Annotated in this window: 20 protein-coding genes and 1 pseudogene; 11 read left to right on the top strand and 10 right to left on the bottom strand. The window is 71.7% G+C overall.

Annotated elements, in window-relative coordinates; translation table 11 throughout:
• Positions 1–99 precede the first annotated feature (99 nt).
• The gene (locus N8I87_RS18180; RefSeq protein ID WP_263210110.1) at positions 100–2,655 is read right to left on the bottom strand and encodes a helicase C-terminal domain-containing protein; all 2,556 of its coding nucleotides are present in this window, start codon (positions 2,653–2,655) and stop codon (positions 100–102) included.
• Positions 2,656–2,811: 156 nt separating this feature from the next.
• On the opposite strand from N8I87_RS18180, the pseudogene N8I87_RS18175 reads away from it, so the two are divergent.
• Positions 2,812–3,817, top strand: a pseudogene (locus tag N8I87_RS18175) (hypothetical protein).
• A gap of 71 nt (positions 3,818–3,888) precedes the next feature.
• Complete coding sequence (locus N8I87_RS18170) at positions 3,889–4,539, top strand: HAD family hydrolase (protein WP_411577244.1); 651 nt, start codon at positions 3,889–3,891, stop codon at positions 4,537–4,539.
• A gap of 253 nt (positions 4,540–4,792) precedes the next feature.
• On the opposite strand, the gene N8I87_RS18165 is transcribed toward N8I87_RS18170, so the two are convergent.
• Positions 4,793–5,044: a hypothetical protein gene (locus N8I87_RS18165; protein ID WP_263210106.1), complete on the bottom strand. Its 252-nt coding sequence runs from the start codon at positions 5,042–5,044 to the stop codon at positions 4,793–4,795.
• Between the two features lie 165 nt (positions 5,045–5,209).
• Between N8I87_RS18165 and N8I87_RS44030 the strand changes: the two genes are divergently transcribed.
• The gene (locus N8I87_RS44030) at positions 5,210–5,593 is read left to right on the top strand and encodes a cold-shock protein (RefSeq protein ID WP_317633475.1); all 384 of its coding nucleotides are present in this window, start codon (positions 5,210–5,212) and stop codon (positions 5,591–5,593) included.
• A 5-nt stretch (positions 5,594–5,598) separates the two neighbouring features.
• Here N8I87_RS44030 and N8I87_RS18155 read toward each other — a convergent pair whose 3' ends face one another.
• From N8I87_RS18155 to N8I87_RS18140, 4 genes are all read right to left on the bottom strand, one after another.
• Entirely contained in the window at positions 5,599–6,453 is an 855-nt protein-coding gene (locus tag N8I87_RS18155) for a 1,4-dihydroxy-6-naphtoate synthase (protein WP_263210104.1), read from the bottom strand.
• Positions 6,443–7,207, bottom strand: a complete 765-nt coding sequence (locus N8I87_RS18150; protein WP_263210102.1) for a futalosine hydrolase — start codon at positions 7,205–7,207, stop codon at positions 6,443–6,445. The genes N8I87_RS18155 and N8I87_RS18150 overlap by 11 nt, the downstream gene beginning before the upstream one ends.
• Entirely contained in the window at positions 7,177–7,650 is a 474-nt protein-coding gene (locus N8I87_RS18145) for a DUF2771 domain-containing protein (RefSeq protein ID WP_263210100.1), read from the bottom strand. Before N8I87_RS18145 ends, N8I87_RS18150 begins: the two co-directional genes overlap by 31 nt.
• Before the next feature lie 61 nt (positions 7,651–7,711).
• Entirely contained in the window at positions 7,712–9,055 is a 1,344-nt protein-coding gene (locus N8I87_RS18140) for an MFS transporter (protein WP_411577380.1), read from the bottom strand.
• 358 nt (positions 9,056–9,413) lie between these two features.
• Here N8I87_RS18140 and N8I87_RS18135 point away from each other — a divergent pair, with 358 nt between their 5' ends.
• The 5 genes from N8I87_RS18135 to N8I87_RS18115 all read left to right on the top strand — a co-directional run bounded on the left by N8I87_RS18135 (position 9,414) and on the right by N8I87_RS18115 (position 16,769).
• Complete coding sequence (locus tag N8I87_RS18135) at positions 9,414–10,340, top strand: DUF3027 domain-containing protein (protein ID WP_263210097.1); 927 nt, start codon at positions 9,414–9,416, stop codon at positions 10,338–10,340.
• A gap of 428 nt (positions 10,341–10,768) precedes the next feature.
• On the top strand, positions 10,769–13,900 hold the full coding sequence (locus N8I87_RS18130; protein WP_263210095.1) for a sacsin N-terminal ATP-binding-like domain-containing protein: 3,132 nt from the start codon (positions 10,769–10,771) through the stop codon (positions 13,898–13,900).
• Positions 13,901–14,038: 138 nt separating this feature from the next.
• A complete protein-coding gene (locus N8I87_RS18125; RefSeq protein ID WP_263210094.1) occupies positions 14,039–14,797 on the top strand; it encodes a calcium-binding protein in 759 nt (252 codons plus the stop codon).
• A gap of 63 nt (positions 14,798–14,860) precedes the next feature.
• The gene (locus N8I87_RS18120; protein WP_263210092.1) at positions 14,861–15,745 is read left to right on the top strand and encodes a hypothetical protein; all 885 of its coding nucleotides are present in this window, start codon (positions 14,861–14,863) and stop codon (positions 15,743–15,745) included.
• A gap of 193 nt (positions 15,746–15,938) precedes the next feature.
• Positions 15,939–16,769 carry a hypothetical protein gene (locus N8I87_RS18115; RefSeq protein ID WP_263210090.1) on the top strand — a complete coding sequence of 277 codons (831 nt, stop codon included), beginning with the start codon at positions 15,939–15,941 and terminating at the stop codon, positions 16,767–16,769.
• A 6-nt stretch (positions 16,770–16,775) separates the two neighbouring features.
• Here N8I87_RS18115 and N8I87_RS18110 read toward each other — a convergent pair whose 3' ends face one another.
• Positions 16,776–19,175: an HAD-IC family P-type ATPase gene (locus tag N8I87_RS18110; RefSeq protein ID WP_263210088.1), complete on the bottom strand. Its 2,400-nt coding sequence runs from the start codon at positions 19,173–19,175 to the stop codon at positions 16,776–16,778.
• 124 nt (positions 19,176–19,299) lie between these two features.
• Positions 19,300–19,566 carry a DUF2530 domain-containing protein gene (locus N8I87_RS18105; RefSeq protein ID WP_263210087.1) on the bottom strand — a complete coding sequence of 89 codons (267 nt, stop codon included), beginning with the start codon at positions 19,564–19,566 and terminating at the stop codon, positions 19,300–19,302.
• Between the two features lie 161 nt (positions 19,567–19,727).
• On the opposite strand from N8I87_RS18105, the gene N8I87_RS18100 reads away from it, so the two are divergent.
• A complete protein-coding gene (locus tag N8I87_RS18100; RefSeq protein ID WP_263210085.1) occupies positions 19,728–21,179 on the top strand; it encodes an NCS2 family permease in 1,452 nt (483 codons plus the stop codon).
• A 7-nt stretch (positions 21,180–21,186) separates the two neighbouring features.
• On the opposite strand, the gene N8I87_RS18095 is transcribed toward N8I87_RS18100, so the two are convergent.
• Positions 21,187–21,369, bottom strand: coding sequence for a ribbon-helix-helix protein, CopG family (locus tag N8I87_RS18095; RefSeq protein ID WP_263210083.1), 183 nt, complete (start codon positions 21,367–21,369; stop codon positions 21,187–21,189).
• A 155-nt stretch (positions 21,370–21,524) separates the two neighbouring features.
• On the opposite strand from N8I87_RS18095, the gene N8I87_RS18090 reads away from it, so the two are divergent.
• Both N8I87_RS18090 and N8I87_RS18085 read left to right on the top strand, forming a co-directional pair.
• Positions 21,525–21,962 (top strand): MarR family winged helix-turn-helix transcriptional regulator, encoded by a 438-nt coding sequence (locus tag N8I87_RS18090; protein ID WP_263210081.1) that lies wholly within the window; start codon positions 21,525–21,527, stop codon positions 21,960–21,962.
• Between the two features lie 105 nt (positions 21,963–22,067).
• The gene (locus N8I87_RS18085; protein ID WP_263210080.1) at positions 22,068–23,336 is read left to right on the top strand and encodes an MFS transporter; all 1,269 of its coding nucleotides are present in this window, start codon (positions 22,068–22,070) and stop codon (positions 23,334–23,336) included.
• 4 nt (positions 23,337–23,340) lie between these two features.
• On the opposite strand, the gene N8I87_RS18080 is transcribed toward N8I87_RS18085, so the two are convergent.
• Positions 23,341–23,856, bottom strand: a complete 516-nt coding sequence (locus N8I87_RS18080) for a GNAT family N-acetyltransferase (RefSeq protein ID WP_263210078.1) — start codon at positions 23,854–23,856, stop codon at positions 23,341–23,343.
• Positions 23,857–23,889 lie beyond the last annotated feature (33 nt).

Here is a 23,889-nt window from a genome sequence, read left to right as displayed (position 1 = left end):
CGGCCATCGTCATGGCCCAAACGTCCAGTGTGCCCTACCGGCCGACGATCACGGCAGGCCGCAGACGGACCGGTCGGATCATCGCCACCGTGGGCCGGATCAGTCCTCGGCGAGCTCCGCGACCCCCGTCACCCGGTGCAGCGGATACGTCCGGACCTCGTCCGCCGTGTGGTCGTACGCCGTGACGAAGCCGCCCTCGACCCGGATGGGGGCGATCACGCGCTGGCTGGCGGCGCCCTCGGCGTTGACATAGCCGATCCACAGGGCCTCGCCGGTCAGGACGGCGGCCTGCATGGTGGCGAGGGTCTCGGCGGAACCGGTCCGGGGCAGGTCGCCGCCCGCGGCCGGGGCACCGGACGGCTTGCGCGGGGTCGTGGCGGCGAGGTCGCCCGCCCGGATGGCGCGGATCGCGGCCGACAGAAGCGTGGCGTCGGGCGTGGGCGGGCCGTCCGGGACCGGCTCGGGGGCCGTGCGGGGAGGGGTGCGGTGGGCGTGGGCGCGGGTGATCAGGACGTCGCCCTCCGCGGACTCTGCGGCGGGGGCGTAGCCCATCGAGCGCAGGCCGTCGAGGAGCGTCGCCGGGTCGGCCTGGGCCGCCAGCACCGTCGGGGCCAGGCGGCGCAGACGCAGCGCGGACGCCCGCTTGTCGGCGAGGATCTCGTTCAGGACGGTGTCGTCGTCGCAGCGGACATAGGCGGAGGCCGCGCCGACGCGCAGATGGCCGTGCTTGCGGGCCACGTCGTCGATCAGGTAGGCCAGCGGCTGGGGGACCGGCGTGCGGGAGTGCGCGGCCAGGAAGGCGTGCAGGTCGGAGGCGGCGCGGCCGGCGTCCAGGGCACGGCGTACGGAGGCGGGGGTGAAGCGGTAGACCGTCGCGCCGCCCTTCGACTCCACGTCCGCGAGCACACCCAGCATGTCGGCCAGCGGACGCTCCAGCGGACCGGGGGCCACCGCCGTCAGGTCCGCCTGGAGCAGCACATGGTCCAGCGGCTCGGGCAGCAGCGGGGCGAGGAGCCGGGCGGCCGCGGCGGACGCCACCGCCTGCTCCGGCGCGGACAGGGGTTCGTGGGGCGCGGGCGCGTGATGGTGGTGGTGGACGGGGAGTTTGTCGCCGGGCCCGGACGGCTCGGCGGCCGCCGGGCCATGCGCGGGACCGCCGTGCGCCGGTGCCGCTCCCAGCAGCGCCCGGCCCTGGGCGGACAGCGCCCCGCGTCCGGTGACACCCAGCAGTTCCGCCTCCGACAAGGTCCACTCCGCGAGGCGGGAGCGCAGGTCGTCGTCCCTCTGGGGGCCGCGCAGCGGACGCTCCCAGCGCAGCCGGGCCAGCACCGAGCCGGGGGCCGGGGCCGCGCCCTCCGGCAGGGCGGCCAGCAGGGACAGGACGCGATGGCGTACCTCGGGCGCGGCGGACCGGTCGAGCCCCGGCCCCAGTGCCGACAGCGCACGGTCCTTCGCGTCCCGCCCGCCGACCACGCCCGGCGTCCGGGTCGCGGTCAGCCACGCCTCGGCGAGCCGCGCCCAGCGTTCGGCCGGGGGCTGCTCCAGCCACTCGTCGTAGGCGGGGGTGGCCGCGTAACGCTCGTCGGCCTCGCCGTCCGACGCCAGCAGGCCCGCCGCATAGGCGAGTTCGACCCAGAAGGCGGCGACGGGCTCGGGCACGTCGAGTGCGACGGCGGTCCGCTTCAGGTCCCGGACGCTCAGACCGCCCGCGCGCAGCACCGCCGGGCCGCCCTCGTCCCAGTCCTTCAGCAACTCCTCGACGGTCGCGAGGGCGCCGTACGCCTGGCCGGCGGCTGTCGCGTCCACCATCCGCGGAGCGTGCGTCGCGGCCGGTTCGACGGCGGGCGGCAGGGCCTCGGCCGCGCGGTGGGCGCGGCCCTCGCGCAGATGCAGGGCGACCTCACGGGGGAGTACGACCGTGCCGGGCGCCGTCGGCAGCAGCAGGCCGCGGTCGAGCAGCCAGCGCAGCCGGGGCGCGGGGTCGGGGGTGACCTGACCGTACGGCGGGCCCCAGACCAGCCGGGTGAGGACTTCGAGGGACTCCTCGGGTGCCTCATGCAGCAGGGCGGCCATCTTCTTGCGGTGAGTGAACAGGCCGGTCAGCGAGGCCGCGGCGGAGACCGCGTCATGGGTCGAGGGCAGACCGAGGGCGGCGACGATCTCCTGGATGCGGCCCGGCGACATCCCCGCGGTCGCCTCCTGCACGGTCGGGCCCAGGCCCGTCGGGGACGGGTGCTGCGGCGACGGGGCCAGCACCTCACGGGCCGTGCGCACCAGCCGCAGCCGGTCGTCGCCGCCCCAGACCAGGGCCTGCTCGCGGAGGGTGGCCAGGGCGCGGGGAAGGGCCGCGGCCACGGCCGGATCACCCTTCTCACCGGCGTCCCCGGCCATCAGGCCGAGCAGCGCGCCGTACGTCGCCGGGTCCGCCGCCACCGCCAGCGCCTCCGCGGTCTGCAGCGCGAAGCGGTCCAGTCGTTCCAGGGCGCGCAGCACGGAGGCACGGGTGCCCGCGCGGGTGGCGAGCTGGGTGAGGTCGGTGGGGACGGGGGTGATGAGGTCGGGGCGGCTGCGCAGGAGCGCGGCCAGGGAGGTGTCGTCCCTGGCGCGGAGCGCCTCCGCGAGAGAGCGGGGCGCCGGGCGGTCCTCGGTGCTCATCTGACCCACGTTAGCGGGTCGCCCCCGGCGGTTTCGCCGATGAGGTGCGGGCCGGTGGGGGTGCCTTGTCCCCGAATGCCGGATGGAACGGTCGATGCCGACCTGCGCTACCTTCGTCCCGCCGGTTACCAACATGTCAGCCCCGGAGGGGACTTCGTGGGTATCGAAAGCGACCAGGTCGTCTACGAGTATCTGAGCCGCGTCGGCGATGTGGCGCAGCAGCGGCAGCTGTCGTCGGCCGTCCGGATGCGTCTGGTCTCGGAGCTGCGGAACGAGATCGACCGGCGCCGTGCCAAGGCCACCGTCGACAGCCCCGCCGCCGTCCGCCGCATCATCGCCCGCCTGGGCACCCCGGACGAGGTCGTCGCGGCCGCCGGGGACACCATGCCGGCGCGCCGTCGCTGCTACGGCCGCCTCCGTGCCCGTACAGCCGGCGCGCCCGGAGCCGGAGCCGAAGCGGCTGCGCCGGGTCGTACCGCGGCCGCGCCCCGCCGAACCGGAGCCGCCCGCGCGCCCGGACGCGCCGTCCCCGCCGCATCTGGCGGGGGAGCACGAGCTCGGCGACAGCGCGTTGCAGCCGGACTGGTGGCGGGTGGACAGCAGCCCGTTCGGGGAGGGCGACAGCGTGCCGGGGTTCGTCGGCGGTGTGGAGATCCCGGAGCTGCTCAAGCCGCCGCTGAAGGAGAAGCCGCCGGAGCGGGACACCAAGGACACCAAGGAGGAGGCCGCGCCGGTCGAGCAGGACGCGAATGCCGACGCCGACGCCGGGGTCGTCGCCCCCGCGCCGTCCCCGCGCCGTCGGCTCGCCCTGCCCCGGCCGGCCGCCGGCTGGACCAATCCGCTCCTCCTGCTCGCCGCCGGGCTGCTCGTCGCGGGTGCCGTCCTCGGCAACTGGTTCGGGCTCATCCTGGGCTGGCTCATCGCGTACGGCTCACGCCGGCTGACCCAGGCGGAGACCAAGTGGGCGGTCATGGGCGTGCCCGGGCTGTCGCTGGCGGCGGGAGTGGTCTGGCTGTGGGGCAGGAACGAGGGCCGCTGGGGCGCCCCCATCGCCCAGGGCCATATGAACACCGCCGTCGCCGAGACCTGGCCCTGGGTGGTGCGCGGCGCGGCCGTGGCCTCGGCCCTCTACCTGGTCTGGCGCTCCCAGCGCCGAAGCTAGCCGCATCCAGCCCCGGGGCGTCGCCCACCTCACAGTCCCGGGCGGCCTGGCCGGCGTACCGTCTGGGCACAATGGCCCATATGACTGCGGCCCATACGACTGCTCCCGCGCCGACCGTCGGCTTCGACCTCGACATGACCCTGATCGACTCCCGGCCGGGCATCCACGCCTGCTACCTGGCGCTGGCCGAGCGGACCGGGACCTTCATCGACGCCGACCTGGCGATCACCCGGCTCGGGCCGCCGCTCGCCGAGGAGCTGATCAACTGGTTCCCGGCCGAGCAGGTCGGGCCGATGAGCGATCTGTACCGGGAGATGTACCCCGACATAGCCGTGGCCGCCACGCCCGCGATGCCCGGTGCCCGGGAAGCGATCACGGCGGTCCAGGCGGCCGGCGGACGGGCGATCGTGGTCACCGCGAAGTACGAGCCGAACGCCAAGCTGCACCTGAGCCACCTCGGCCTGGAGCCCGACGTGGTCGTCGGCGACCTGTGGGCGGAACAGAAGGCGGAGGCCCTGCGCGAGCACGGGGCCGCCGTGTACGTAGGGGACCATGTCGGCGACGTCCGCGGCGCCCGCACGGCCGGAGCCCTGTCCGTCGCCGTGGCCACCGGCCCCTGCGGCGCGGGTGAGCTGCGCTCGGCGGGGGCGGACGTCGTGCTCGACGACCTGGCCGTGTTCCCGCGTTGGCTGACCGGCTACCGCGTGGCGCCGGGTGCCTGATGCCGGCCCGGTGTGTTGTCGTGGCCACTGGCCCCTGCGGCGCGGGTGAGCTGCGCTCGGCTGGGGTGGACGTCTGCTCGGCGGCCTGGCCGTGTTCCCGCGTTGGCTGACGGGCTACCGCGTGGCGCCGGGTGCCTGATGCCGGCCCGGTGTGTTGTCGTGGCCACTGGCCCCTGCGGCGCGGGTGAGCTGCGCACGGCTGGGGTGGACGTCTGCTCGGCGGCCTGGCCGTGTTCCCGCGTTGGCTGACCGGCTACCGTGAGGCGCCGCGTGCCTGGCGGCGGTCTGCCGCGATCGATCGGAGCACTCCCGCGCCCGCGACGAGGAAGCCGACGGCCATCAGCATGCTCAGGCCGAACATGTACGTCGGAAAAGGCTTCGCACCGAGGAACAGTGGTGCCACGGTGACGAGAGTGGCCACGGCACCGATGAAGAAGACGACGGCACCGGTACGGATCAGTCCGTCACCGGGCCCGGCGGAATTCGTTTGGGTTTTGTCACGCACCGGACCAGGGTAGTTCCCAGCGCGAAGGAACAACCGGGCGACGTCTTGTCACCCGCCCGAAGACCATTAGCCTTGGTACCGGCGGGTCATGGACGACCCGCCCGAGTGCTATCAAGAGCCGTTTTCAGAAGCAGTTTTCCGACGAGAACGAGGACGAGGACAGACGTGCCTACCGGCAAGGTCAAGTGGTTCAACAGCGAGAAGGGCTTCGGCTTTCTCTCCCGCGACGACGGCGGTGACGTCTTCGTCCATTCCTCGGTTCTTCCCGCCGGAGTCGATTCACTCAAGCCGGGACAGCGCGTGGAGTTCGGCGTGGTCGCCGGCCAGCGCGGCGACCAGGCGCTCTCCGTCACCGTCCTCGACCCGACGCCCTCGGTCGCGGCCGCACAGCGCAAGAAGCCGGACGAACTGGCCTCGATCGTGCAGGACCTGACGACCCTCCTGGAGAACATCACTCCGATGCTCGAGAAGGGCCGTTACCCCGACAAGGCCTCCGGCAAGAAGATCGCCGGCCTGCTGCGGGCGGTCGCCGACCAGCTGGACGTGTAGCCCGGTCAGGGGAAGTCGAGTGCGCGGGGGCCGAGGGGCGGGACGAGTCCCTCGGCCGCGGCGCGTGTCAGCAGGCCCCTGACCGCCGCGTAGCCGTCCTCGCCGAGGTCCGACGTGAATTCGTTGACGTACAGCCCGATGTGCTGGTCGGCGACGGCCGGGTCCATCTCCTGGGCGTGCTCCATGACGTACGGCCGGGAGGCCTCGGGGTCGTCCCAGGCCGCGTGCACGGACGTGTGGATGGACGCCGCGAGCCGCCGCAGCGTGTCCGCGCCCAGCGACCGCTTGGCGATGATCGCGCCCAGCGGAATCGGCAGCCCGGTCGTGTTCTCCCAGTGCTCGCCCATGTCCGCGAGCTTGTGCAGCCCGTAGTTCTGGTACGTGAAGCGCGCCTCGTGGATCACCAGCCCGGCGTCGACCTTCCCGTCCCGCACGGCCGGCATGATCTCGTGGAACGGCATGACGACGATCTCACCGACCCCGCCGGGCAGCGTGTCCGCCGCCCACAGCCGGAACAGCAGATAGGCCGTCGACTTCTCGCTCGGTACGGCGACCGTACGACCCGTCAGGTCGGTCCCCGGTTCCCGAGTGAGCACCAGCGGCCCGCAGCCCCGGCCCAGCGCGCCCCCGCAGGGCAGCAGCGCGTACTCGTCGAGGACGTACGGCAGCACCGCGTACGACACCTTCAGCACATCGAACTCGCCGCGCTCGGCCATGCCGTTCGTGATGTCGATGTCCGCGAAGGTCACGTCGAGCGCGGGCGCGCCGGGGACGCGGCCGTGGGCGAGAGCGTCGAAGACGAAGGTGTCGTTGGGGCAGGGGGAGTAGGCGATCTGCAGGGCTCGGCTCTCAGGGCTCATGGGGGTTCCAACTCTCCAGTACGGGCGCGAGCTTCCCGAAGCCCTCGGTGAGGGCCGCCAGGGCGTCGCCGATGCGCCAGGCGGCGCGGTCGCGCGGGCCGACGGGGTTGGAGACCGCGCGCAGCTCCAGGACGGGCACGCCGTGCGCGGCGGCCGCCTCGGCCACCCCGAAGCCCTCCATGGCCTCGGCGAGAGCACGCGGGTGACGGGCGTGGAGTTCGGCGGCGCGGGCGGCCGTGCCGGTCACCGTCGAGACGGTGAGTACGGCTCCCGGGCGCGCTCCGGTCGCGGCGGCGATGTCTCGTACGAGTGCTTCTGGCGGACGGTGGCTGACGGTCCCGAAGCCCAGCTCGGTGACCGGAAGGAAACCGTCGGGCGTGTCGGCGCCCAGATCGGCGGCGGTGATCTCATCGGCCACGACCAGCGAGCCGACCGGCGCCCCGGGCTGGAAACCGCCCGCGATTCCGGCGGAGACGACCAGGGCGTAGGGGGCGCCTTCGAGGGCGGCCGCGGTGAGGGCGGCGGCGGTGGAGGCGGCGGAGCGGGCCGGGCCCACCCCGGCGGCGGCCACATCGAGCCGCGGCAGCCGACGCAGGGTCACCCCCGGAAGCCGCACCTCACGCTCCGGCCCCGCGAAACGCTCCGGCCCCGTGAACGCCCGTGCCACCGCGTCCCGTTCGGCGGGTACCGCGGTGGCTACGAGAACACGTACGGAAGACGTGGTCAGGAGTCCTTCTTGAGCTTGAAGGACCACAGACCCTTGACGTCCTTCTCGCCCTCCTTGATGGAGACCAGGGTCGAATTGCCCTGGGCGCCGTACTGGGCGTTGAAGAACACACTGCCCGGGATGGTGCGGTAGGTCTTGTTGCTGGAGTCGGTGAGCGGCTGACCGTTCATCAGGATCGTCCACCCGCTGTCCGCGACCGCCGGGTCGACGCCGAAGCGCACGGTCTCGTCCGGGTCCACCTTGATCGACTTGATGTCGGTGTCCTTGAGGCAACTGGCCAGGGAGGCCGCGGTCAGGGCCTTGCCGTCGTTGTAGCAGGTGGCCTCTGAGTTGACCGAGCTCGTGCCGACGGTGATCGTCGCGATGGGCGTCGGCTTCTCGCAGGCCGACAGGACGAGCAGTCCGGCGGAAACGGCGCCGGCAGCGGCGACGGCGCGGCGGCGTCGCGAGGCGGATTGCAGCGTGGTCATGGCCGAAGGCTATCGGGCACTCGGGCCGTCGCCCCATGTGGGGTGCGGCGTGCCCGGTTCGTTACGCCACTCGCGGCCGTGTCCTGCCCCCTTGGCGTGCCGAGCCGAGCAGACCGCGCAGGGTGGTCAGCCAGCCGGCGGCCACGATCACGGCGGCCACCGTCAGGCCCAGCGTGCCGTTGAGCGGCATCACGATGCCGACCGCGCCACCGAACACCCACGCCATCTGCAGCAGCGTCTCGGAGCGCGCGAACGCCGACGTACGGACCAGTTCCGGCACGTCCCGCTGGATCAGCGCGTCCAGGGACAGCTTGGCCAGCGCCTGCGCGAACCCGGCGACCGCGGCCAGACAGGCCACCAGGAACGCGCCGAAGAACACCGCCGCGACGATCGCCGTGCCCAGCACCACCGCGACCACGGTCACGATGATGATCTCCGGCGCCCTCGACCGCAGCCACGCCCCGACCGCCGTACCGAGCGCGTTGCCCACGCCCGCCGAGACGGCCACTATCCCCATGGACACCGCCGCGCTCTCCCCGGTCAGCGGGTGCTCGCGCAGCAGGAACGCCAGGAAGAAGATCAGGAAGCCGGACAGACAGCGCAGGGCGGCGTTGGCGCCGAGGGCGTGGGTGACGGCCGGGCCGACCGTGCGCAGCCCCGGACGCTTCACCGGCTTGAGGTGCGGCCCGTGCAGATGCTCCTCGTCGGCCGCGAGCAGCGCGATGTCCTCGCCCTTGGCCGAGTCGACCTTCGGCGGCAGGGAGAAGGACAGGAACGTACCCGCGACGAAGATCACGAAGGCGCCGTACAGCGGCCAGCTCGAACCGACGGCCTGCAGCCCCGCCCCGACGGGCGCGGCGATACCGGTGGCCAGGAGCCCGCCGAGGGTGACCCGGGAGTTCGCCTTCACCAGGGAGAAGCGGGGCGGGAGAAGCCGGGGCACGACGGCGCTGCGCACCACCCCGTACGCCTTCGAGGCGACGAGGACGCCCAGCGCGGCCGGGTACAGCTGGAGACGGCCGCCGGCCACCGCCCCCGAGATGATCAGCGCGAGCAGGGCACGGGCGAACATCGCGCCGGCCATCGCGGCGCGCCGGCCGTGCGGCAGACGGTCGAGCAGGGGGCCGATCACGGGCGCGAGGACCGTGAAGGGGGCCATGGTGATGGCGAGATAGAGGGCGACACGGCCGCGGGCCTCGTCGGTCGGCACCGAGAAGAAGACGGTGGAGGCGAGGGCGACGGTGATCATGACGTCGCCGGCGCCGTTCACCGCGTGCAGCTCGATCAGCTTCCCGAGCCCCGACTCGCCCGCGCCGTGCGCATGCGTCGCCCTCCGGATGCCGCGGGCGGTTCCGGTCACCGGGAAGTGCAGGGCACGGCCGACGGAGCGGACGGCGCCGCGCATCCGGCCCGCACCGCCACCTCGACTGCTCCCTTTGACCCCACCGACCCCGGTGGCGCCCTGGGACGACTTCGCGGCTGCCACGACGTTCATAGTGCCCTGAGATGATGGTCCGTAGTGCGGTTACGGCGCGTCCGGCGGGTCAAACACCGGCTTGAAACGGCGTACTGTCCCGTCGGTGTAGGCCCAGCGCCCACGAACAGGTAGCGTGCGTATCTCAGCCATCCCGCAGAATGGATGGCAGAGGTGCGCCCGAGAGCGATCGGACGCGGACGTCGATGCGGCCCACAGGTCCGCTCCGTCCGCCCCACCGCCAAAGGCAGGCGCACCCGTGAGACGGCGTAGGAGAGAAGCGATACCTGTGAGCGCAGCGAGCACGCGAAGCCGCACCCCCGACCGCCTGTGCGCCGAGGCCGTCGACCTCGCCCGCGCCGCAGCCGAGGAGGCCGCCGCCCCGGGCGTGGTCGGCGAGCACGCCGGCCTGGTGTCCGAGGGCGACCGCGTTGTCACGCACTTCTTCGAGTGCAAGGAGCTCGGCTACCGGGGCTGGCGTTGGGCGGCGACCGTGACCCGGGCGTCCCGCGCGAAGGTTGTGACGCTGGACGAGGTCGTCCTGCTGCCCGGCCCCGACGCGCTCCTCGCCCCGGAGTGGGTGCCCTGGAGCGAGCGGCTGCGGCCCGGCGACATGGGCCCCGGCGACCTCCTTCCCACGGACGCCGAGGACCTCCGGCTGGAGCCCGGCTACTCCGGCGAGGACCAGCCCCTGCCCAGCTCCCCCGTGTCGCACGAGATGGCGGAACTCGCGGAGGCGGAGGACGCGGAGGTCACCCCCGGCGCGCCCGCCACACTGCCCACGGTCCCGTCCCGGGGCTCGATCGCCTCGGTGGCGGAGGAACTCGGCATGCGCCGGGCCCGGGTCCTGTCCCGCTACGGCCTGCACGTCGCCGCCGACCGCTGGGACGAGGCGTTCGGCGCCAAGACCCCGATGGCCCAGGCGGCCCCCGCCTCCTGTCTGACCTGTGGCTTCCTGGTCCCCCTCGGCGGCTCCCTCGGCCAGGCCTTCGGCCTCTGCGCGAACGAGTTCTCCCCGGCTGACGGGCGCGTCGTCTCGCTCACGTACGGCTGCGGCGGCCACTCGGAGGCCGCGGTCATGCCCAAGCCGCCCCAGCCGGCGGCACCGGTCATCGACGAGACGAAGGTGGACCCCTTCCCCCTGCGTCCGGCACCCGACTCGGGCTCGGTCCCGGCACTGGGCGACGAGGAGACGGCAGAACTCGGCCACTCGTAGGAGGGCGGTGCGGGTCCCTCCGGGGCTGAGCCCTGGCGGCAGCGGTGCGTGGGCCGACTCGGAGACCAGCTTCGGCCCCGCGGGTCCTTGGGCAGGGCGCAGGCGCTGGGCCCTGGCGGCAGCGGTGCGTGGGCCGACTCGGGGACGGGTCTCGGTCCCGCCGGTCGTCGGGTGGGGCGCGCAGGGGTTGAACCCGGTGGCAGTGGCACGTGGTCCTCTCGGGGACGACAGCCCACCGGGACGAGTGAGTACGGCGGCGGGTGAGGTCCAGGGGTTGAAACCCTGCCGGCAGCGGCACCCTGTGCCTCTCTGAGGCGAGCTTCGGCCCACCAGGATGAGCGAGCAGGGCTCTGGACGGAGTCCGGGCGCGGAAAGGCACGGGCAGTGGCGCGGTACCTTGCATCGTCACGCCGATGAGGAGAGTGAACGTGAGCAAGTTCGTGCGGCCCGCTGCCGAGGGTGCCGACCCCTTCGGCACCGCCCGTCTGCGCCGCGGTGTTCTCGACGCCTGGGCCACCAGCCCGGCCCGCTTCCGCGAGGACGCCAACGCCGAGGAGGACCTGGTCCTCGGCGGCTACCGGGACCGGCTCGTCGTCGAGCTCGCCCAGAACGCCGCCGACGCCGCCGCCCGGGCGAAGACACCCGGCCGCCTCCGGCTCACCCTCCGCGACGGCGTCCTGTTCGCCGCCAACACCGGCGCCCCCCTGGACACGGCCGGTGTCGAGTCGCTGGCCACCCTGCGCGCCTCCGCCAAGCGTGAGGCCCACGAAGACCAGGGCACCGTCGGCCGCTTCGGCGTCGGCTTCGCCGCCGTACTCGCCGTCACCGACGAGCCCGCGGTCGTAGGGCGCCACGGCGGAGTCCGCTGGTCCCTCGCCGAGGCCCGGGAACACGCCGCCGAAACCGCCCGCCACAGCCCCGGGCTGGGCGACGAGATCCGCCGGCGCGACGGACACGTACCCCTGCTGCGCCTCCCGTTCGCCGCCGAGGGCACCGCCCCCGACCCGTACGACACGGTCGTCATCCTCCCGCTGCGCGACACGGCCGCCACCGATCTGGCCGAACGGCTCCTGCAGGCGGTCGACGACGCCCTCCTGCTGGCCCTCCCCGGCCTGGCGGAAGTCGTCGTCGAGATCAACGGCGAGGCCCCCCGCACGCTCACCCGCCGCACCGACGGCCCCTTCACGATCGTGGAGGACTCGCGCGACGGCGTCACCCACTGGCGCACCTCCGCCACGCACGGCCCGCTCACCCCGGCCCTGCTCGCCGACCGCCCGGTGGAGGAGCGCCTGCGCCCCCACTGGTCCGTCACCTGGGCCGTACCCGTCGACGCCTACGGCAGCCCCGTCCGCCCCCGCACCACCCCCGTCGTCCACGCCCCCACCCCCAGCGACGAGCCCCTCGGCGTGCCCGCCCTGCTCATCGCCTCCTTTCCGCTGGACACCACCCGCCGGCACGCCGCCCCCGGCCCGCTGACCGACTTCCTGGTGCAGCGCGCGGCGGACGCGTACACCGAACTCCTCGCCGAATGGCGCCCGGTGGCCGAGAGCATCATCGACCTCGTGCCCGGCCCCCTCGGCAAGGGCGAGCTCGACGGCGCGCTGCGCCAGGCGATCCTCGACCGCCTCCCGCGCACCGCCTTCCTCCCGCCCGCCGTCGGGCCCGAGCCGCACGCCGAGGACCTCCCCGAGGCCCTGCGCCCCCGGGACGCCGAGGTCGTCGAGGGCGCGGGCGGCGACACCGTCCGTGTCCTGGCCGAGGTCCTGCCCACCCTGCTGCCGGCCGGCCTGGAACGCCGCGTCGAGCTGCGCACGCTGGGCGTCGCCCGCCTCCCGCTGGCCGACGCGGTCGACCGGCTGGCCGGGCTGGAAAAGGACCCGGACTGGTGGCACCGGCTCTACGACAGCCTCGCCGGGGTCGACCCGGACCGGCTCTCCGGCCTGCCCGTACCGCTCGCCGACGGGCGGACCACGATCGGCCCCCGGCAGGTCCTGCTGCCCGCACCGGACACCACCCGCATCGACCCCGAGGTCCTCGCCCGGCTCGGCCTGAAGGTCGCCCATCCTGACGCCGCCCATCCGCTCCTGGAGAAGCTCGGCGCCCTGCCCGCGACCCCCCGGGCCGTCCTCACCACGCCCCAGGTGCGTACCGCCGTCGCCGCCTCCCTGGACGACGAGGGCGGGGCGAGCTGGGAGGAGGACGCGCCGGACGCCGAGGAACTGGCCGACATCGTCCTCGCCCTCGTCCGCGACGCGGGCCTGGAGCCGGGCGACGAGCCCTGGCTGGGCGCCCTCGCCCTCCCCGACGAGGACGGCGAACTCGCCCCCGCCGGTGAGCTGGTCTTCCCCGGCAGCCCCTTCGCCCGCGTCATCCGCGAAGGCGAACTGGCCGCCGTGGATGCCGACCTGGCCGAGAAGTGGGGCGAGAGCCCGCTGGCCGCCTGCGGCGTCCTCGCCGACTTCGCCCTGGTGCGCGCCACGGACGTGGTCCTGGACCCGGACGAACTCGAGCCAAGGGAAGGGGACTTCGCCGAGCCCGACGACGCCGGCCTGCTCGACGCCGTCGACGTGTGGTGCGAGGACATCCTCGACCGCTACCCCGACAGCCCGGTGCCCCCGGTCGCCACCGAACTCGTCGCCGTACGGGACCTCGACCTGGTGGACGACGACCACTGGCCCGAGGCACTCTCCCTGCTCGCCCGGCCGCCGCTGCGCGACGCCCTCACCCAGCCGGTACGGATCCTGCTGCCCGACGGCACCCACGAGGTCGTACGCCCGTACACGGCGTGGTGGCTGCGCGGACACCCCGTCCTCGACGGGCGCCGGCCCGCCGGTCTGCTCGCGGCCGGCGGCGACCCGCTGCTGCGCGGCCTGTACGACGAGGCCGACGCGACCGGCTTCGACGACGAGCAGGTGCTGCGCGCGCTGGGCGTACGGACCTCCGTGGCCGCCCTGCTGGACGAGCCCGGCGGCGCCGCCGAACTGCTGGACCGCCTCGCCGACCCGCAGCGGCCGGTCACCCCGGCCCAACTACACGGGTTGTACGGCGCGTTGGCCGAGCTGGATCCGGAGCAGGTGACCCTGCCGGACGAGCTGCGGGCCGTGACCGACGGGCGGGTGGCGGTGGTGGACGCGGCCGACGCGGTCGTGGTCGACTCGCCCGACCTGCTGCCCTTCACCTCCAGTGTCCCGCTGCTGCCGGTCCGCCCGTCCCGGGCCGCCGAGCTGGCCGAGCTGTTCCAGGTGCGGCGGCTGAGCGAGTCCGTCACCGGCGAGGTGACCTCCGAGGGCACCGAGCACGACGTACCGGACCCGGTGCGGGTGCTGCTCGGCCCGCGCACCCCGGACACCTACGTCGAGCACGAGGAACTGGTCGTGGACGGCGTCGAGATCGACTGGCGGCTGACCGGCGACGGCGTCCTGCACGCGGCCACCCTGGAAGGTGTCGCCGCGGGCCTCGCCTGGGCGGCGGGTCAGTGGCCGCGCCGCTTCGAGGTGGCGGCCCTGCTGGAGGACCCGTCGCGGACGCAGGAGCTGGCGCGGGACCGTTGGTTCGACTGACCTCCGCGACTCCTGGTTCGACTCACCTCCGCAACTCCCACACCGATTTCTTACCAGTCGTACAACCTTTCACTTCCGTCCCCTGTCATGCCTGTGGAGTCGTGCGACTCCACAGGCAATCAAGCGTGGGGAAAACACATGCGCATTCGTGCCTCTGTCGCCGTCGTGAGTGGCGCACTGGCCCTGTCCGCCCTCGCCGTGCCGGCCGCGCACGCCGACGGCGGTTACGGCGACACCAAGATCACCAAGGTGGTCGTGGACGGTGACAACAAGGTGTCCATGGGCACCTCCAGCCCGAAGACCATCAAGGTCAGCGTGACGGCGACGGACGACTCGGGCATCAAGGGCGCCCAGGAGTTCGACCTCTACGGCCCCGGCTACGGTATTGAGTCGACCGGCAAGCCCACCTGCGCCGTGGTCAACGCCACCACCTCCACCTGCACCGCCTCGGTGACCATCGACCCGAAGACGGACTACTACAGCAACAAGAACGCCGGCACCTGGTACGTCTCCGCGTGGATCGACGCCAAGGACGACGACTACATCTGGAAGGAGAAGGCCGGCTCCTTCGCCTTCCAGCGCGCCGCGAAGCTCACCGCCAACGCCACGCCGGAGCCCGTGAAGAAGGGCAGGACCATCACGGTCACCGGCGCCCTCACCCGGGCCAACTGGGAGACGCTGAAGTACAGCGGCTACGGCTCCCAGTCGGTGAAGTTGCAGTTCCGCAAGAAGAGCTCCAGCACCTACACCACGCTGAAGACCGTCACCTCGTCCTCCACGGGCGCCCTGAAGACCACGACCACCGCCACCGCCGACGGCTACTACCGCTTCTCCTTCGCGGGCAACTCGACCACCGCCGCGGTCAGCGCCACGGGTGACTTCGTCGACGTCCAGTAGGCCCGCAGTGCAGTAGTCCGGATCCACCGGAACACCCGCACGACCACTCCTCCAAGGAAACACATGCGCATTCGTGCCACTGTGGCCGCCGCATCCGGCGCCCTGGCCCTGTCCGCCCTCGCCGTGCCGGCCGCGCACGCCGCCGACGGCAGCTCGTCCTACCGCTCCGGGTTCGCGAAGGTCTTCGCCCAGCAGGCGTCCGGCCACAGCGCGTTCAGCGCCGCCTCCAAACCGGTGGGCGACCTGGACGTCTCCTTCTCCGACTTCAAGATCGCCAAGGCGATCAAGGTCGGTACGACCGCCCACGTCTCCTCCGTGGTCAGCTACAAGCTGACCCACGGTGCCGACGTCGACGTCACCTCCGAGAACTTCGTCACCGTGCCCGCGATCTACCGTGGCTCCTCCACCGCCCCGGACAACGACCTGGGCCCCGACGAGCCCGCGACCTGTGCCGAGACCTCGGCGACCACCGCCGTGTGCAAGGCCTCGATCGAGATCTACCCGTCGGGCGCGAGCAGCTCGGAGCTGAAGAACTCCCAGGCCGGCACCTGGCACGGCGCCGCGATCGCCCTGGACTTCAAGGCCGAGAAGAGCTCCGCCCAGTTCGGCCTCGCCACCACCCTCGTCCAGCGGAACTCCAAGCTGACGGTCAACGCCGCGCCCGAGCCGGTGAAGAAGGGCAGGACCATCACGGTCACGGGCAAGCTGTCCCGCGCCAACTGGGAGACCCACAAGTACGCGGGCTACACCAACCAGCCGGTGAAGCTGCAGTTCCGCAAGAAGGGCTCCAGCACCTACACCACGCTGAAGACGATCAAGTCCAACTCCACGGGCAGCCTGAAGACGACGACCACCGCGTCGGCCGACGGCTACTACCGCTTCGCCTTCGCGGGCACCTCGACGACCCCGGCGGTCAACGCCACGGGTGACTTCGTCGACGTGCAGTAGGCGCCGGGTTGCGGCTCCGGGCGCCCGCCGTTCCGGAGCCGCAGCGCTTTCTCTCACTTCCGTCATGAGTCGGCAATGCGAGGCTCAAATCTGGCCGGTAGCCGCTCTTGACGTACAACCAGTTGCGCCCCTCACGGATCTGATCGCTCGAGTCAACCGACTCCACGATCACTTCTCCCCCAGGGGAACGCACATGCGCATTCGTGCCACCGTGGCTGCCGTCTCCGGCGCCCTGGCCCTCTCCGCCCTCGCCGTGCCGGCCGCGCAGGCCGCTCCGACCAGCGGGACGCCGTACACGCTGAACGTGAGCTTCTCGAACGTCACGATCGCCAAGGCGATCAAGGTCGGTACCACCAACAAGGTCAGCACGACCTACTCGTACACGCTGACGCACGGTGCGGACGTGGACATCACCAAGAGCGACTTCTACACGGACGCCTTCCTCTACAAGGGCAGCTACAGCGACTCGTCCCCCGAGTTGTACGGCGACAACCCGGCGACCTGCACGCCCACCTCGTCGACCACCGCCACCTGCACCGGCACGGTCGACATCTACCCGACCGACTCCGATCCGAAGAGCGCGGACGCCGGTACCTGGGGCGTGGCGGCCGAGGCGGTCGCCTTCAACGGCCAGGACCAGAGCAACCCCGACCTGAGCAAGGTCGGCTTCAAGGACCAGAGCGGCCTCGGCAGCACCCTGGTGCAGCGCTACTCCAAGCTCACGGTGAACGCCGGCCCGGAGCCGATCGCCAAGGGCAAGACCCTCACGGTGACGGGCAAGCTGTCCCGCGCCAACTGGGACGACAACCTGTACCACGGCTACACCAACCAGCCGGTCAAGCTGCAGTTCCGCAAGGCGGGCACGAGCACGTACACCACCGTCAAGACGGTGTACACGGACTCCTACGGCAACCTGAAGACCACCACCACAGCGAACTACGACGGATACTGGCGCTTCAGCTTCGCGGGCACCTCGACGACGCCGGCGGTCAACGCCACGGGTGACTTCGTCGACGTGCAGTAATCCGCGTCACGCGGGAAAGCGGCGGTCGACCCATTTCCAGAGGAACTCCAGGGCGACCGCCGCCACCACGGCGATGGCCACCGCCGTCCACGGCATCGTCACCCCGACCAGCTTCAGCGCGAAGAAGCTCTGCAGCGAGGGCACCACGAGCACGAACAGGAACGCCACGCCCATCGAGGCCACCAGGAGCACCCGCCACCAGGTGTAGGGGCGGGCGATGATCGCCAGGATCCACATCGAGATCAGGAAGAGCGTGAGCGTGGCCGCGCTGGTCTCGGCGTCCAGCGAGCCCTCGCCCGTGTAGTAGTGCCGGGCGATCAGATACGTCACGAAGGTCGCCGCCCCGGCCACCACACCGCCCGGGATCGAGTACCGCATCACCCGCCGTACGAAGTGGGGCCGAGCGCGTTCCGTGTTCGGCGCGAGGGCGAGGAAGAAGGCGGGGACGCCGATGGTGAGGGTGGACAGCAGGGTCAGATGCCGCGGCAGGAAGGGGTACTCCACCTGCCAGCACACCACCAGCAGGGCCAGCAGCACCGAGTAGACGGTCTTCACCAGGAACAGCGTGGCCACCCGGGTGATGTTGCCGATGACCCGGCGGCCCTCCGCGACCACCGAGGGCAGGGTGGCGAAGCTGTTGTTGAGCAGCACGATCTGGGCGACCGCGCGGGTGGCCTCGGAACCCGACCCCATGGACACGCCGATGTCGGCGTCCTTCAGGGCCAGCACGTCGTTCACGCCGTCGCCGGTCATCGCGACCGTGTGCCCGCGCGACTGGAGCGCGCCGACCATGTCCCGCTTCTGCTGCGGGGTGACCCGGCCGAACACGGTGCCCTCGTCGAGGGCGGCCGCCATCGCCGCCCGCTCCTCGGGCAGCCGACGCGCGTCCACCGTCGTACCGCTGAGCCCGAGCTTGGCCGCGACCGCGCCGACGGACACCGCGTTGTCGCCGGAGATGACCTTGGCGCGGACGTGCTGGTCGGCGAAGTAACGCAGGGTATCGGCGGCGTCGGGGCGCAGCCGCTGCTCCAGTACGACGAGGGCGGTGGGCCTGGCGCCCTTGGCGACGTCGGTGTCGTCGAGGTCCCGGGTGGCGCGGGCGAGCAGCAGGATGCGCAGCCCCTCCCGGTTGAGTCGTTCGGTTTCGGCCAGGGCCGGGGCGCCGTCGGTGAGGAGCACGTCGGGGGCGCCGAGGAGCCAGGTGCTGGTCTCGCCGTCGCCCTCGCTGAAGGTGGCGCCGCTGTACTTGCGGGCGGAGGAGAAGGGCAGCGACTCGACGCAGCGCCACTCGTCGCTGTCCGGGTAGGCGTCGATGACGGCCTGGAGGGAGGCGTTGGGCCGGGGGTCCGACTCGCCGAGCGCCCCGAGGACCTTGTGCACATACGTCTCGTCGCCGTCGCCCAGCATGCGCAGCTCGGTGACGTCCATCCCGCCCTCGGTCAGCGTGCCCGTCTTGTCCAGGCAGACGGTGTCGACGCGGGCGAGGCCCTCGATGGCGGGGAGCTCCTGGACGAGGCACTGCTGTCGGCCCAGGCGGATGACGCCGATCGCGAAGGCGACGGAGGTGAGGAGGACGAGCCCCTCCGGGACCATGGGGACGATGCCGCCGACGGTGCGGGCGATGGCGTCCTTGAGCTCGTTGTTCTTGACGAAGAGCTGGGTGACGACCAGGCCGATGGCGGCCGGGATCATCATCCAGGTGACGTACTTCAGGATCGTCGAGATGCCGCTGCGGAGCTCGGAGTGGACGAGCGTGAAACGGGAGGCCTCCTCGGCGAGCTGGGCGGCGTACGCCTCGCGGCCGACCCTGGTGGCCTTGAAGGCGCCGCCGCCCGCGACGACGAAGCTGCCGGACCTGACCTCGGCGCCGGGGTGTTTGACGACGGGGTCGGCCTCGCCGGTCAGGAGGGACTCGTCGATCTCCAGCCCGTCGGCCTCCGCGCACACGCCGTCGACGACGATCTTGTCGCCGGGCCCTATCTCGATGAGGTCGTCGAGAACGAGTTCCGAGGTGCTGACCTCGGTCGCGACGCCGTCACGGCGGACGGTGGGCCGGGCCTCCCCGATCACGGCCAACGAGTCGAGGGTCTGCTTCGCCCGCCACTCCTGAACGATGCCGATGCCGGTGTTGGCGAGGATCACGAAGCCGAAGAGGCTGTCCTGGATCGGGGCGACGAACAGCATGATCAGCCAGAGGACGCCGATGATCGCGTTGAAGCGGGTGAAGACGTTCGCACGGACGATCTCGGAGAGCGTGCGGCTACTGCGGACCGGGACGTCGTTCACCTGACCGCGGGCGACGCGCTCCGCGACCTCGGCGGACGTCAGCCCTCTCGACTCGGGCGCCGACGGGGCCGGCACCGGGTGCACAGGGTCCAGTTCCGCTCCCGCGTCGATGTGCGTCATGCATTCGACGGTACGTGCGTATGTACGGCTTCACCTGCCGAGTGGCGGGAAGATCCGACCTGGGGAGGAGGAGGGTCGTGCGCTGGTTGTACGGCCTGCTTGTACGGCCTGCTTGTCGCTCGGCCTACTTGGCCGTTGCCTCCTTGAGCGCCGCCGCCCTCTTGAGCGCCGCGTCACGCTTGCGGACGTACCAGATGCCGATCAGGCCCAGGCCGCCGCCGGCCAGGCAGGTCCACAGCCACCAGGTGTGGTCGTGGTCGTCGAACCAGCCGTAGAACGGCAGCTGGACCAGGAAGAGGACGAACCAGACGATCGTGCCGCCGGTGATGGTGGCGACCACGGGGCCTTCCAGGGGCTCCGGCGCCTCGTGCTTGGGGGTCCACTTCGTCATGCGCACAGCTTACGAGGCTGACAGGAACCCCTGGTGTCTACGCGCGGAGATAGCGCTCAGGTTCTCATACGTTCATACTGAAACCGTTTGTCTCTGGCCGCTTCTGATCGTATGAAAGTCCAAAGGGTCTTGGGGGAGTCCCTTCGGTGATGAGGTCCCGCATGTCCACCCCGGCACCCGCCAAGGTTCCCGCCCCCGAACAGCCGGGGAGCATGCCGTCCTACGGCGCCCTCGACCGCTTCTTCAAGATCTCCGAGCGGGGCAGCACCCTGCCGCGCGAGGTCCGCGGCGGCTTCGCCACGTTCTTCGCGATGGCCTACATCATCGTGCTGAACCCGATCATCCTGGGCAACGCCAAGGACATCTACGGGCACCAGCTCAACAACGGGCAGCTGGTCACGGCCACCGCTCTCACCGCCGCCTTCACGACCCTGCTGATGGGCGTCATCGGCAACGTGCCGATCGCGCTCGCCGCCGGTCTCGGTGTGAACTCCGTGGTCGCCCTGCAGCTCGCGCCGCGCATGTCCTGGCCCGACGCCATGGGCATGGTGGTCCTGGCCGGCTTCGTGGTCATGCTGCTCGTCGCCACCGGGCTGCGCGAACGCGTCATGAACGCGGTGCCCTACGGGCTGCGCAAGGCCATCTCCATCGGAATCGGCCTGTTCATCATGCTGATCGGCCTCGTCGACTCCGGCTTCATCAGCCGCATCCCGGACGTCGCCCACACCACCGTGCCGCTCCAACTCGGCGCCGACGGTCACCTCAACGGCTGGCCGGTCCTCGTCTTCATCCTCGGCGCGCTGCTCACGCTCGCGCTCATCGTGCGCAAGGTCCCCGGCGCGATCCTCATCTCGATCGTCGCCATGACCGTGCTCGCGCTGATCATCGAGGCCGTCGCCCATGTGCCCTCCTGGGGCCTCACCACCCCGAAGTGGCCGGGCAATCCCTTCTCCACCCCCGACTTCGGGCTCATCGGCCAGGTCAGCCTCTTCGGCGGCTTCGGCAAGGTCGGGGTCCTGACGGGCGTCCTCTTCGTCTTCACCGTCCTGCTGTCCTGCTTCTTCGACGCCATGGGCACGATCATGGGCGTCAGTGACGAGGCCAGGCTGACCGACGCCAAGGGCGAGATGCCCGGCATCAACAAGGTGCTCTTCATCGACGGTCTCGCGGTCGCCGCGGGCGGTGCCACCTCCTCCTCGGCGACCACCGCCTTCGTGGAGTCCACGGCCGGCGTCGGCGAGGGCGCCCGCACCGGTTTCGCCAACGTCGTCACCGGCGCACTGTTCGGCGTCGCCCTGTTCCTCACCCCCGTCGCCACGATGGTTCCGTCCCAGGCCGCCACCCCGGCGCTGCTCGCGGTCGGCTTCCTGATCCTGGCCGGCTCGGTCAAGGAGATCGACTGGGCCGACTACACCATCGCGATCCCGGCCTTCATCACGATGGTGATGATGCCGTTCACCTACTCGATCACGAACGGCATCGGCATGGGCTTCATCACCTTCGTGCTGATGCGGCTCGTGGTCGGGCGCGCCCGCGAGATCCCGGGCCCGATGTACGTCGTCGCCGCCGTGTTCACCTTCTACTACCTGATGCCCGCCCTCGGCCTCACGTGAGCCGCGCTCAGGTGACCCCGTAGAACTTCTCCGTCTCCTCGACGGCGGTCTGGAACCGTTCGTCGAAGTCGTCCCGAATGAGCGTCCGGACCACATAGTCCTGGACGCTCATTCCCCTTTTCGCCGCGTGGTGCCGGAGCCGGTCGAGCAGTTCCCGGTCCATCCGCACGCTGAGCACTGTGGTCCCCATGCACATGAGGGTCGCCACATCGGGTCGTCCGCCGCGTCACTTTCCGCGCTCGACTCACTCGTTCGGGTGATGAGACGGTTCAGTGGCCAGGGTCACGGCCATTCGGGCGTGTCGCCGGTGGTATTTAGCGAGAGTAATGAGTTACGCTAAAGAACATGCCGGACCTTACCCATGGCGACGATGTTGCCGCCGTGAACTCCCTGCGCTCCGCCGTGATGCGGTTGTCCCGTCGCCTCAAGCACCAGCGGGTCGACGAGTCGCTGAGCCCCACCGAGATGTCGGTGCTCGGCACCCTGTCCAACTGCGGCCAGGCCACACCGGGCGAACTCGCCCGCAAGGAGCACGTCCAGCCGCCGTCGATGACCCGCATCGTGGCGCTGCTGGAGGCCAAGGGCCTGGTCCGTCTGGAGCCACATCCCGAGGACCGACGCCAGAAGGTCGTCACCAGGACCGAGCAGGCCGAGGCGATGCTCGAGGAGAGCCGCCGCAAGCGCAACGCGTTCCTGGCCGGCCTGGTCGAGGGCCTCGACGAGGACGAGTGGGCGAAACTCCGCGCCGCCGCCCCCGTGCTGGAGAAGCTCGCACACCTGTAAGGAATCAAACAAGGAGGCGAACCCACTTTGAGTACGGGATCCGGAGCACCTTCCGCCCCCGCACCGACCACTCCCACCACCCCTGGCCGTACCCGCGGATCCTCGATGTTCAGCTCGCTGAGGATCCGGAACTACCGGCTCTTCTTCATCGGCCAGGTCGTCTCCAACACCGGCACCTGGATGCAGCGCATCGCCCAGGACTGGCTGGTGCTCAGCCTCACCGGCTCCTCCGCGGCCGTTGGCATCACGACGGCCCTGCAGTTCCTGCCGATGCTGCTGTTCGGCCTCTACGGCGGCGTCCTCGTCGACCGCCTGCCCAAGCGCCCCACGCTGCTCGTCACCCAGGCGTCCATGGCGCTCACGGGCCTCGCGCTCGCCGCGCTGACCCTCACCGGACACGTCCAGGTCTGGCACGTCTACCTCGCCGCCTTCGCCGTCGGCCTCGCCACGGTCGTCGACAACCCGGCACGCCAGTCCTTCGTCTCCGAGATGGTCGGGCCCGAGCAGTTGCAGAACGCGGTCAGCCTCAACTCCGCCAACTTCCAGTCGGCCCGGCTGGTCGGCCCCGCCGTCGCCGGTCTGCTGATCACCGGCGTGGGCACGGGCTGGGCCTTCCTCTTCAACGGCCTGTCGTTCGTCGCCCCCATCGCCGGCCTGCTGCTGATGCGAGCCCGTGAGCTGCACGTGGTCGAGCGCGCCTCGCGCGGCAAGGGCCAGCTGAGGGAAGGCCTGCGCTATGTCGCCGGCCGCCCCGAGCTGATCTGGCCGATCGTCCTGGTCGGCTTCATCGGCACCTTCGGCTTCAACTTCCCGGTGTGGCTGTCGGCCTACGCCGACGACGTCTTCCACGGCGGCGCCGGCGCCTACAGCCTCTTCAACACCCTGATGGCGGTCGGCTCCCTGGTCGGCGCGCTGCTCGCCGCCCGCCGCGGCACGGCCCGCCTCCGCATCCTGATCGCGGCCGCGGTGGCCTTCGGCGCCCTGGAGATCGTGGCCGCGCTGGCGCCCTCGTACTGGCTCTTCGCGCTGCTCATGATCCCGATCGGCATGTTCGGCCTGACGGTCAACGTCACCGCGAACACCGCGGTCCAGATGGGCACCGACCCGGCCATGCGCGGCCGGGTGATGGCCCTGTTCATGATGGTCTTCGTGGGCGGCACGCCGATCGGCGCACCGATCGTCGGCTGGGTCACCGACACCTACGGCCCCCGCATCGGCTTCGCCCTCGGCGGCGCCATCTCGGCCGCCGCGGCGGTCACCGTCGGCCTGATCCTCGCCCGCGTGGGCGGCCTCCGCCTGACGGTGGGCTGGAGCCACGGCCACCCACGGGTCCGGTTCGTCCCGCGCGAGCAGGAACTGGCGACGGCGGCGTGAGGGGCTACACGACCCTTCGGGCCAGTACCTGGCCCGGCCACTCGTCCTTGCCGAAGGTGAAGGCCTCGGTCCGGGTGAAGCCGTTGGTCTCGTAGTAGGCGACCAGCTTGCCGTCGTCGCCCGCGTAGCAGTCCACGCGGAGCAGGGAGATCCCGGCTCGGCGGGTCTCCTCGGCGGCGTGGGTGAGGAGCGCGGCGCCGACGCCCCGACCCTTGAAGCGGCGGTCGGAGGCCAGGAGGTGGATGTAGCGCTCGGGCTCGCCGGCGGGCTCCAGATACGGGCCGGGCGAGTCGGTGAGGGTGAGGGTGGCGGCCGGGACGCCGTCCACCTCTGCTATGTACGGGGAGCCCTCACCGACCGTCCGCTCGATCATGGCCACCGCGCGCGGGTTCTCCGACAACGGCTCGACGCCCCACTGCCGGGTCCTTCCCTGGGCGACCAGCCAGGCCACGGAGCTGTCGAACATGCCGAGGATCAGTGGAACGTCGTCGAGGCTGCCTTCCCGAATGGCGATCACCATGAACCCATCATGCCCGCCGCGTCTGGGAGGGTG

It is taken from the genome of Streptomyces sp. HUAS 15-9, assembly GCF_025642155.1.
Classification (GTDB): domain Bacteria; phylum Actinomycetota; class Actinomycetes; order Streptomycetales; family Streptomycetaceae; genus Streptomyces.
Note: the sequence above shows the minus strand (reverse complement) of the source record. Positions and strands in the feature narration are given on the sequence as shown.

Bases quoted from the DNA above. Each gene is read 5' to 3' on its own strand.
- N8I87_RS18180 (WP_263210110.1), bottom strand. From the start codon at position 2,655: ATGAGCACCGAGGACCGCCCGGCGCCCCGCTCTCTCGCGGAGGCGCTC.
- N8I87_RS18170 (WP_411577244.1), top strand. From the start codon at position 3,889: ATGGCCCATATGACTGCGGCCCATACGACTGCTCCCGCGCCGACCGTC.
- N8I87_RS18155 (WP_263210104.1), bottom strand. From the start codon at position 6,453: ATGAGCCCTGAGAGCCGAGCCCTGCAGATCGCCTACTCCCCCTGCCCC.
- N8I87_RS18145 (WP_263210100.1), bottom strand. From the start codon at position 7,650: ATGACCACGCTGCAATCCGCCTCGCGACGCCGCCGCGCCGTCGCCGCT.
- N8I87_RS18140 (WP_411577380.1), bottom strand. From the start codon at position 9,055: ATGCGCGGCGCCGTCCGCTCCGTCGGCCGTGCCCTGCACTTCCCGGTG.
- N8I87_RS18125 (WP_263210094.1), top strand. From the start codon at position 14,039: ATGCGCATTCGTGCCTCTGTCGCCGTCGTGAGTGGCGCACTGGCCCTG.
- N8I87_RS18120 (WP_263210092.1), top strand. From the start codon at position 14,861: ATGCGCATTCGTGCCACTGTGGCCGCCGCATCCGGCGCCCTGGCCCTG.
- N8I87_RS18115 (WP_263210090.1), top strand. From the start codon at position 15,939: ATGCGCATTCGTGCCACCGTGGCTGCCGTCTCCGGCGCCCTGGCCCTC.
- N8I87_RS18110 (WP_263210088.1), bottom strand. From the start codon at position 19,175: ATGACGCACATCGACGCGGGAGCGGAACTGGACCCTGTGCACCCGGTG.
- N8I87_RS18105 (WP_263210087.1), bottom strand. From the start codon at position 19,566: ATGACGAAGTGGACCCCCAAGCACGAGGCGCCGGAGCCCCTGGAAGGC.
- N8I87_RS18100 (WP_263210085.1), top strand. From the start codon at position 19,728: ATGTCCACCCCGGCACCCGCCAAGGTTCCCGCCCCCGAACAGCCGGGG.
- N8I87_RS18095 (WP_263210083.1), bottom strand. From the start codon at position 21,369: ATGGGGACCACAGTGCTCAGCGTGCGGATGGACCGGGAACTGCTCGAC.
- N8I87_RS18090 (WP_263210081.1), top strand. From the start codon at position 21,525: ATGCCGGACCTTACCCATGGCGACGATGTTGCCGCCGTGAACTCCCTG.
- N8I87_RS18085 (WP_263210080.1), top strand. From the start codon at position 22,068: ATGTTCAGCTCGCTGAGGATCCGGAACTACCGGCTCTTCTTCATCGGC.
- N8I87_RS18080 (WP_263210078.1), bottom strand. From the start codon at position 23,856: ATGGTGATCGCCATTCGGGAAGGCAGCCTCGACGACGTTCCACTGATC.